The organism is Pantoea sp. CTOTU50773 (genome assembly GCF_032082325.1).
Lineage (GTDB): Bacteria > Pseudomonadota > Gammaproteobacteria > Enterobacterales > Enterobacteriaceae > Pantoea > Pantoea communis.
In genome coordinates this window covers 1-9676 of sequence record NZ_DAMDQC010000162.1, presented here as the reverse complement: position 1 = coordinate 9676, position 9676 = coordinate 1, and the positions used below count along the sequence as shown (strand labels likewise).

The window sequence follows — 9676 nt, the reverse complement described above, 5'->3', positions numbered from 1 at the left end:
AGAGCGATTCCAGGCAACCTTGAGGGATTGAACCTATGGCGCTTACAAAAGCTGAAATGTCAGAGTACCTGTTTGAAAAACTCGGGTTGAGCAAACGCGATGCCAAAGAGTTGGTTGAGCTCTTCTTTGAAGAAGTTCGCCGCGCGTTAGAAAACGGAGAACAGGTTAAACTGTCCGGATTTGGTAATTTTGATCTGCGTGACAAAAATCAACGTCCGGGCCGTAACCCGAAGACGGGGGAAGATATTCCTATCACTGCCCGCCGAGTGGTGACCTTCCGTCCGGGACAGAAGTTGAAAAGTCGCGTTGAGAACGCGACACCGAAGGACGCTGACTAATTTCAGTATGACAAAAAGGCCGCTTAGCGGCCTTTTTTATTGGCTGTAAAATGGCCGTTCTGCGCAATCTTTCCATAATGTCAGGATTTCGTAAGTATCCGGAAAATAGGATGAAAATCGGCACTGGCTGATAGTGACTGCGGCAATCCATTTGTTATAACAGCGCCATCAGATAACAAGGGGTATTGCTGATGAAAAAGACAGCACTTTTACTGGGCATCCTGTTAGGCATGCCGCTGCTGGCTAACGCCAATGTTTCCGTTAACATCAACACACCGGGTGTTTCTATTCATATCGGTGATCAAGATAAACGTGGCTACTACTGGGATGGCTACGACTGGCGTGCGCCAACCTGGTGGAAACAGCACCACAATCAACGCATCGGCACCAAAGGCCCGCACGGTTACTGGAACGGTAACGGCTGGCAGCCACAGCACCCGGGCAATGCGCCGCACCACGATAACAAACCGCAGCCGCGCGACCAGCATCATGACTCGCGTGATAGCCACGACAAGCGTGATAATCACGGTCAACCGATCCCGCCTCATCAGTAAGCGTTGCTTAGCGGCACCCACTCGGTGCCGCTTTCTTTTTGCCACAATCCCACTACAATCAAATCTCTGTTTTCTCTGCCAATCTTATCTATGACTCTGTTGGACCAGCTTGCCCGTCAGGCCGATCGTCGTAGCCAGCGCTGGCTGATGCTGCTCGGTGCCATTCTGCTGCTGCTGTTTATTCTCAGCCTGTGCGCCGGAGACATCTGGATATCGCCAACCCAATGGTTTTCCTCTAACGGTGAACTCTTCGTCTGGCAGTTGCGCTTACCGCGGACGCTGGCGGTGCTGCTGGTGGGCGCTGCGCTGGCGGTGTGTGGTGTGGTGATGCAGGCGCTGTTCAACAATCCGCTGGCAGAACCCGGCCTGCTTGGCGTATCCAATGGCGCGGGCATTGGGTTAGTGTTGGGTGTCATGCTGGGCAATGGCTCATTATGGAGCCTGACGCTGGCGGCGATGGCGGGCGCATTATTGATCACGCTGATCCTGCTGCACTTTGCCCATCGTCAGCTTTCAGCCAGCCGCTTATTGCTCACGGGGGTCGCGCTCGGCATTATCTGTAGCGCAGTGATGACATGGGCCGTGTACTTTAGCACCAGCCTCGATCTACGGCAGTTAATGTACTGGATGATGGGCGGCTTTGGCGGTATTGACTGGCGCTATGGCTGGATGATGCTGGCGCTGTTGCCGGTCACTCTGCTGCTGACAGCCACCGCTCGGACGCTGAATTTACTTTCACTGGGGGAAACCTCGGCGCGTCAGCTAGGCCTGCCGTTATTGTTATGGCGTAACCTGTTAGTGTTGGCGATGGGCTGGCTGGTTGGCGCCAGCGTGGCGATGGCCGGTACCATCGGGTTTGTCGGATTGGTCATCCCTCATCTGTTACGCTTAAGCGGTTTTAGCGATCACCGATACCTGCTGCCCGCCTCGGCGCTGGCAGGGGCTGCGGTGCTCCTCGGGGCAGATATTATCGCCCGACTGGTGCTGACGTCGGCAGAGTTGCCGATTGGCGTGGTCACCGCCACCCTCGGCGCACCGCTGTTTATCGTGCTATTAGTGAAATCTTCGCGCTAGCAATGGCTGGCATCTTGGTCTCAACAACAGGAATCGACAATGAGCATTTATCAGACAGAACTGGTTACCCTGGACGGCGAAAAAACGACGCTGGCACAGTATCAGGACAACGTACTGCTGGTGGTCAACGTGGCGTCAAAATGTGGGCTGACGGCGCAGTATGATCAGCTTGAGTCACTGCAGAAAGCCTGGCAGGACAAAAACTTTAGCGTGCTGGGTTTCCCCTGCAATCAGTTTCTGGAGCAGGAGCCGGGCAGCAACGAAGAGATCAAAACCTTCTGCAGCACCACTTATGGTGTGACTTTCCCAATGTTCGATAAAACCGATGTGAACGGTGCCAACCGTCATCCGCTGTATGCGCAGTTAACGGCGGCACAGCCTGAAGCCGAACGTCCTGAAGGCAGCGGTTTCCTCGAGCGTATGGTGAGTAAAGGACGTGCACCAAAAGCCGAGGGCGACATTTTGTGGAACTTCGAAAAATTCCTCATCAACAAACAGGGTAAGGTGATTGCGCGTTTCTCTCCGGATATGACGCCTGATGATCCGATCATCCTGAAACGCGTTGAGCAGGCGCTGGCAGAGTAAATGTTGTTGCAGTGTCAGGGAGTTAGCGTCGCGGGACGTCTGGCTCCGGTTGATCTCAGCGTCAATGCAGGTGAATGGATACATTTGGTGGGCCCGAATGGCGCGGGAAAAAGTACTTTACTCTGTGCGCTGTCGGGATTATTGCCGGCTCAAGGCGTGATTCAGCTTGCAGGAACGTCGTTGAGCCGCTTAAGCGGGGCTGCACTGGCTCAATGGCGTGCCTGGTTACCGCAACAACAGGCCGCGTTAGGGACCATGCCCGTCTGGCACTATCTGCGTCTGCATTTCTCTTCGGCGTCGCCGCAGGTAGATGTCACACTCAATGATGTGCTGACGCAACTCAGTATACACGACAAATTAACCCGTCAACTGACGCAGCTCTCTGGTGGCGAATGGCAGCGTGTGCGGCTGGCGGCAGTAGTGATGCAAATCCATCCGGCGATCAATCCTCACGGCAAGCTTTTAATTCTGGATGAGCCGATGACGGCATTGGATGTCGCGCAGCAGCGAGCCGTGGATAAATTGCTGTTCCAGCTGTGCCACGCCGGTATTGCGGTGATTGCCAGCGGCCATGATCTTAACCACAGTCTGCGCCATGCCGACCGCGTAGGATTGATGCATCAGGGGGAAGTGGTGATGCAGGGGCGTGCGCGGGACGTCTTAACCGCCGCCAATCTTTCTCCGTTATACCAAACCGAGTTTCAACAATTAGATACACCGCAAGGCCCTCTGCTGTTTATTCCCTGAATAACATTGCCTGTTAAGCAGATTTGCCGCTAAAGTGTCATCCGGGCGACGGATTTAGGGACATTCTGATGCGAATAACGGTATTTCTTCTGATGCTGCTGCTGGTTGGGTGTAGTAGCCATCACGCGCCGCCGCCGAATGGCCGCCTTTCTGATTCCATCACCGTGATTGCTCAACTCAACGATCAGTTAGGTCGCTGGCGTGGCACGCCTTATCGCTACGGCGGGTTAAGTCGAGGCGGTGTGGATTGCTCTGGTTTTGTTTATCTGACCTTCCGCGATAAATTCGATATGCAACTGCCGCGTTCTACCGTTGACCAGACGGATATTGGCACTCGCATTGATAAACGCGATTTGCTGCCCGGTGATCTGGTCTTCTTCAAAACGGGCAGCGGAGAGAATGGCCTGCATGTGGGTATTTATGATACCGATAACACCTTCATCCACGCTTCTACCAGCCAGGGCGTGATTCGCTCCTCACTGGATAATGTCTATTGGCGCAAGGTATTTTGGCAGGCACGTCGTATCTGAATGATTACCATACCAGTGCTGAATGACCTATTCTCTTCATGGTTTTTCAGCCGGTTTATTATTGAATTCCCCTCAAATTTAACTCTCATTTAAAATGGCACTTTACCTGTGCTCGCATAAATACTAAAAATAAGACTGAATTTATTTAATGAGTATGGACAACCACCTCGGCTATTTGGCTTAAGTTTTATTTATGGCTTAAAACGGTTTAATCAGGCACAAAATTGCGTCTCTTCTAACGTTTGGTCCTATTGCCTGACCGTTTTCATTGATATACGATGCGCCAATTGCCACTGCTTCTGGCTGCTAAAATGAAAGTCCATTTATCTGCCGACTATCAGTCGGAAACCTGGTTCTATCCAGTTTATACACTGGCGGGCCAGCTGACTGCGGTCGAGCTGGTGACGCAATTCGTCCACGACAGCGCACCTATTACGCTGCCGCAGGATTTGCTGTTGCCGCAATTAGACGATGCGCAGCAATTACGGTTAATGCAGAGCCAGCTTTCTTTACTGGAAAAGTACCGTGACTTTTTTGAGCTACATCAAATTACCGCTTTGGTTCGTATTGATGATTCGATGGCGTTAACGCTGCTTGAAAGTGAATTTCTGTTAAGGAAATTTAAACAACTTCCTTTTATTATTCTCGATATTAGCGAAACGTTTCCGCAATTAGCGCGCGGAAAAGCGCAGCCACTTCTGGCAACATTACAGCAGGAATTCCGTTTATCACTTTCCCAATTTGGTGCAGGTAAAGCACCTGCAACCGCAGTTTACGATAATCTCTTTAGTGTACTGAAACTGGATAAAACCTTTATACAAGGCCTGGCTAAACGTGCATCTTTTACACCATTTATCCAAACGGTCATCGATAATTTCTCAGATTATGCCGATCAGCTCATAATATGTGGTGTTGACGATAACCTCATGCTGGAGAAAGTCAGCACGCTGAGCGGAGCTCAACTGCAAGGCAATTTGTTCCCGGTTGTCAAAGCGGAACGGTTAGGTGATCTTATTTATCCTGATGTGACTTCGCACACCCCTTCACAGCAGTAGTCCTTTCAACTGTCATCCGCTGACGCCCAGCGTTACACTGAACCCAATTCTTTAAACTCACTGTTGGTGCTTTTTGTGTGCACCTTCTGGAGTGGTGATGCAATTTATTAATAGCTGGCAGCAAGAGCTGCCGGGATGCTATACGGCGCTGATGCCAACGCCGTTGGAAGGCGGGCGCCTGTTCTATCATAACGCGCCGCTGGCAGCAGAAATGGAACTGGATGCCGGGCTCTTCACTGGGCAGGGGCACGGCGTCTGGAGTGGTCGTGAGCTATTGCCAGGTATGGCCCCGCTGGCGCAGGTTTACAGCGGACATCAATTTGGTGTGTGGGCCGGCCAGCTGGGCGATGGGCGGGGCATTCTGCTGGGTGAACAGCAACTGACGAACGGACGTAAACTCGACTGGCATTTGAAAGGGGCGGGATTGACACCCTATTCGCGTATGGGTGATGGCCGGGCGGTGATTCGTTCCAGCGTGCGTGAGTTCCTGGCTTCGGAAGCGTTGCACCATTTGGGGATTCCCACCACTCGCGCGCTGGCTCTGGCGATTGGCGATGAGCCAGTGCTGCGTGAAACGCAGGAACGCGGGGCAATGCTGATGCGCATCGCTGAGAGTCATCTGCGTTTTGGTCACTTTGAACATTTTTACTATGGCGGCGAGCAGGATAAGGTCCGGCAACTGGCAGATTACGCCATTCATCATCACTGGCCAGAATTAAGCGATGACGCTGACCGCTATGTGCTGTGGTTTACCGATATCGTGAAACGCACTGCCAGCCTGATCGCCCACTGGCAGAGCGTGGGCTTTGCGCATGGCGTGATGAACACCGACAACATGTCGATCCTCGGACTGACGCTGGATTATGGTCCCTATGGCTTCCTTGATGATTACCAACCCGGATTCATCTGCAATCACAGCGATTATCAGGGGCGTTATTCCTTTGAGAATCAGCCGATGATTGGTTTGTGGAACCTCAATCGTCTGGCGCATGCATTGTCAGGGTTGATGAGCACGGATCAGTTAAAACAGGCGCTCAGCCATTATGAAACGGAACTTATGCGGGTCTGGGGTGAGAAGATGCGCGCTAAACTGGGCCTTCTGACCGCTGATGCCAATGACAACGCGATTCTGACGCAACTGCTGTCGCTGATGACACAAGAGCGAAGCGATTACACGTTGACCTTTCGCTTACTGAGTGAGACGCAGCAGCATCAACAGCGTTCGCCGCTGCGTGATGAATTTATCGACCGCGAGGCGTTTGACCACTGGTACGACGGCTATCGTCAGCGTCTGCTGCAGGATGAGGCATCAGATGAACAACGCCAGCAGGTCATGAAGGCGGCCAACCCAGCGCTGGTGTTGCGCAATTATCTGGCACAGCAGGTGATTGAAGAAGTCGAGCAGGGTGAGAAGGCGGCGCTGGAGCGGCTCCATCTGGCTTTACAACAGCCATTTGATGATGCGGCCGTCAGCGCAGAGTTACGCCAACGGCCGCCAGAGTGGGGCAAAACGCTGGAGGTGAGTTGCTCCAGCTAAGGTGATTAAAAACGGCTGTCGACCGCGGCAGCCAGTTTCTCCAGCACTTCGGCGCTATCTTCCCAGCTCAGGCAGGGATCGGTAATAGACTGACCGTAGTTTAACGGCTCGCCGCTCACCACTTTCTGATTACCTTCCTGCAGGAAACTCTCAATCATCACACCCGCCACCGCACGTGATCCCGCACGAATTTGTGCTGCCACATCATCTGCGACGTCGCGCTGGCGGCGATGCTGCTTCAGACAGTTACCATGGCTAAAGTCGATGATCAGCTGTTCCGGCAAATTGAAATCACGCAAATTTGCGGCTGCGGCCGCGACATCTTCGGCGTGATAGTTAGGCTGACGGCCACCGCGCAGAATCACATGACCATGCGGATTGCCGCTGGTCTGGTAAATCGTCATTTGACCGTGTTTATCCGGAGACAGGAACATATGACTGACGCGTGACGCGCGAATCGCATCCACTGCGATTTGCACATTGCCGTCTGTACCGTTTTTGAATCCGACCGGGCACGACAGCGCCGATGCCATTTCACGGTGGATCTGACTCTCCGTGGTGCGTGCACCAATGGCGCCCCAGCTGATCAGGTCAGCAATAAACTGGCCGATCACCATATCAAGGAACTCGGTGGCGGTCGGCATACCAGTGGCGTTGATATTCAGCAACAGTTTCCGAGCAATGGCGATGCCGCGATTAACGTCGAAACTGCCATCCAGATCCGGATCTGAGATCAATCCTTTCCAGCCGACCACCGTGCGCGGTTTTTCGAAGTAAGCGCGCATCACGATTTCCAGACGATCCTGGTAACGTTCGCGTAACACGTTGAGGCGTTCGGCATAGTCCAGCGCGGCTTTAGGGTCGTGTAGCGAGCACGGGCCGATAATCACCAACAGGCGTGGATCTTCACCGGTCAAAATGCGTGCAATACGCTGGCGCGCAGCGGTGACGGTGGCCGCCACCTCCGGTGAAATGGGGTGTTCTTGCGCAAGCACAGCGGGCGTTAGCAGGCTGCCGATGCGCGCGGTACGCAGTTCATCAGTCTTGTTCATTGAGATTCTCAAAATCTGTTCTTCGCAACGGTGAAATACCGGGAAGTGATGGTGGTCACAATAAACCAATAGGCCGCGAATTCAACCCGCTAAAAAGAAAGGTGAGCGAAACAAGACGGAAGCCAGGCTTTACGGCCTGGCGTACAGATCAATACATGCTGCGGCGCAGACCCATGATGTCGAGGATTTTGGTGGCAATCTCCTCTACCGAATAGTTGGTACTGTTAAGGTAACGAATCTGATGCGTGCGGAAGAGCGCTTCCACTTCCCCCACTTCCAGGCGGCACTGGCGCATCGAGGCATAACGGGTATTCTCTGCACGCTCCTGCCGAATCGCCGCCAGACGTTCAGGATCGATGGTTAATCCAAACAGCTTATGTTGATGGGCGCGTAACGCCGGCGGCAATTTCAGGTTATCCATGTCATCGGCGATAAAGGGATAGTTTGCCGCACGAACACCAAACTGCATCGCCAGATAGAGGCTGGTGGGTGTTTTGCCACATCGAGAGACGCCGAGCAAAATGACCTGCGCATCCTCCAGACCACGCAGTGAGATACCATCATCGTGCGAAAGCGTGTAATCAATCGCGGCAATACGCGCATCATATTTGCCGAGATTGCTCGCCGTCAGACCATGGGTTCGGTGCGCCACTGGCATTGAAGATACGCCAAGCTCACTTTGCAGCGGACCCACCAATGCCTGCACGATGTCCTGGCAAAAGCCTTCGCTTTCCAGAATGATTTCACGCACATCCGGGGTGACGATGGAAAAGAACACAATCGGACGTACGCCGCTTTGCTGATACAGCGCGTTAATCTGCGCCTTCACCGCCTGAGCTCGCTGAACATTCTCAACAAAGGGCAGGGTCACGCTGTTGATATTCACGGGGAATTGCGACAGCACGGCATGCCCCAATACCTCCGCGGTAATGGCGGTACCGTCTGAAATGTAGAACACACTGCGCTCAGTGCTCATAGGCGAAATCCCCTCTTATTTACTTTTGCGTAACAATGTCATTGCCGATGTTTCATTTTAATTAAAAATAAAATGAAATATCCATATCGTGAGTGCTTTCTGCTGGAATTTTATTTTTGTGATGAACAATATTAGATGAAATGCTGTTTTGAAAACCGCTATTTCCCCGCAATTTTTATCACAAGGTAAAAATAAAGTCTGAATCTGTTGCGCAACAAAAACCAATGGCTAACCCTCTGAAAAGGGGAAAAATATCGTTGCGGCCATGTTTCAGCATTAAATAAGCCCGTTGCGCAACGCTAGCACTAACAGGTACTAGTCCGATTTTGCGTTTCTTTTTCTGCTTTAACGATTCAACACTTAGTCTTTATTTATTGATTGTGCCAGGCTGTTTTGGCGAATAGCAAAATGTTCCATGTGCTCCAATCATTTAAATGAAGGATAATCTCAATGTCCAATCAAGACCAACAGTCGCTAGTGCTCTGGTACAACCAGCTTGGCATGCATGATGTTGATCGGGTGGGGGGCAAGAATGCTTCCCTGGGAGAAATGATTACTAACTTGTCGTCACTGGGCGTCTCCGTGCCTAACGGCTATGCCACGACATCTTACGCCTTTAATCTGTTTCTCGATCAAAGCGGACTGAACCAGCGCATTTATGATTTGCTGGATAAAACGGATATTGATGATGTTGAAGAGCTGGCTAAGGCCGGTAAACAAATTCGTCAATGGGTCGTGGACACGCCATTCCTGCCTGAGCTGGAAGAGGCGATGCGTACTGCCTATGAGCAACTCTCCTCTGATGATGCCGACGCTTCCTTTGCGGTGCGCTCATCCGCCACCGCTGAGGACATGCCCGATGCCTCGTTCGCGGGGCAACAGGAGACCTTCCTTAACGTGCAGGGCTTTGATGCGGTGCTGGTGGCCGTGAAGCACGTGTACGCTTCTTTATTTAACGATCGTGCGATCTCTTACCGCGTGCACCAGGGCTACGACCATCGTGGCGTTGCCCTGTCAGCGGGTATTCAGCGCATGGTGCGATCCGATCTCGCGTCTTCTGGCGTGATGTTTACCATTGATACCGAATCCGGTTTCGACCAGGTGGTCTTTATCACCTCGGCGTTCGGTCTTGGTGAGATGGTGGTGCAAGGTGCGGTGAACCCGGATGAATTCTACGTGCACAAACCCACACTGGCAGCCAATCGCCCGGCCATCGTGCGTCGCACTA

At 52.5% G+C, this 9676-nt stretch carries 11 protein-coding genes; 9 read left to right on the top strand and 2 right to left on the bottom strand.

What is annotated here, in order from left to right:
• The first annotated feature begins 35 nt into the window (after nt 1-35).
• From ihfA to RT340_RS19280, 8 genes are all read left to right on the top strand, one after another.
• Entirely contained in the window at nt 36-338 is a 303-nt protein-coding gene (gene ihfA, locus RT340_RS19315; RefSeq protein WP_007892687.1) for an integration host factor subunit alpha, read from the top strand.
• Between the two features lie 191 nt (nt 339-529).
• Nucleotides 530-892: a DUF2502 domain-containing protein gene (locus tag RT340_RS19310; RefSeq protein WP_097119263.1), complete on the top strand. Its 363-nt coding sequence runs from the start codon at nt 530-532 to the stop codon at nt 890-892.
• A gap of 90 nt (nt 893-982) precedes the next feature.
• The gene (gene btuC / locus RT340_RS19305) at nt 983-1966 is read left to right on the top strand and encodes a vitamin B12 ABC transporter permease BtuC (RefSeq protein ID WP_313377520.1); all 984 of its coding nucleotides are present in this window, start codon (nt 983-985) and stop codon (nt 1964-1966) included.
• Nucleotides 1967-2005: 39 nt separating this feature from the next.
• Nucleotides 2006-2551, top strand: a complete 546-nt coding sequence (locus tag RT340_RS19300) for a glutathione peroxidase (RefSeq protein WP_313377519.1) — start codon at nt 2006-2008, stop codon at nt 2549-2551.
• On the top strand, nt 2552-3298 hold the full coding sequence (btuD, locus tag RT340_RS19295) for a vitamin B12 ABC transporter ATP-binding protein BtuD (protein ID WP_313377518.1): 747 nt from the start codon (nt 2552-2554) through the stop codon (nt 3296-3298).
• A 68-nt stretch (nt 3299-3366) separates the two neighbouring features.
• Nucleotides 3367-3828: an NlpC/P60 family protein gene (locus tag RT340_RS19290; RefSeq protein ID WP_097119267.1), complete on the top strand. Its 462-nt coding sequence runs from the start codon at nt 3367-3369 to the stop codon at nt 3826-3828.
• 311 nt (nt 3829-4139) lie between these two features.
• Nucleotides 4140-4883, top strand: coding sequence for an EAL domain-containing protein (locus RT340_RS19285; protein ID WP_097119291.1), 744 nt, complete (start codon nt 4140-4142; stop codon nt 4881-4883).
• A 97-nt stretch (nt 4884-4980) separates the two neighbouring features.
• Nucleotides 4981-6420: a protein adenylyltransferase SelO gene (locus tag RT340_RS19280; protein ID WP_097119268.1), complete on the top strand. Its 1440-nt coding sequence runs from the start codon at nt 4981-4983 to the stop codon at nt 6418-6420.
• 5 nt (nt 6421-6425) lie between these two features.
• Here RT340_RS19280 and RT340_RS19275 read toward each other — a convergent pair whose 3' ends face one another.
• On the bottom strand, nt 6426-7472 hold the full coding sequence (locus RT340_RS19275; RefSeq protein ID WP_097119269.1) for a 3-deoxy-7-phosphoheptulonate synthase: 1047 nt from the start codon (nt 7470-7472) through the stop codon (nt 6426-6428).
• A 148-nt stretch (nt 7473-7620) separates the two neighbouring features.
• Nucleotides 7621-8448, bottom strand: coding sequence for a pyruvate, water dikinase regulatory protein (locus RT340_RS19270; RefSeq protein WP_313377517.1), 828 nt, complete (start codon nt 8446-8448; stop codon nt 7621-7623).
• A 450-nt stretch (nt 8449-8898) separates the two neighbouring features.
• On the opposite strand from RT340_RS19270, the gene RT340_RS19265 reads away from it, so the two are divergent.
• The coding region (locus tag RT340_RS19265; RefSeq protein ID WP_313377516.1) for a PEP/pyruvate-binding domain-containing protein at nt 8899-9676 on the top strand (778 nt) is incomplete at its 3' end.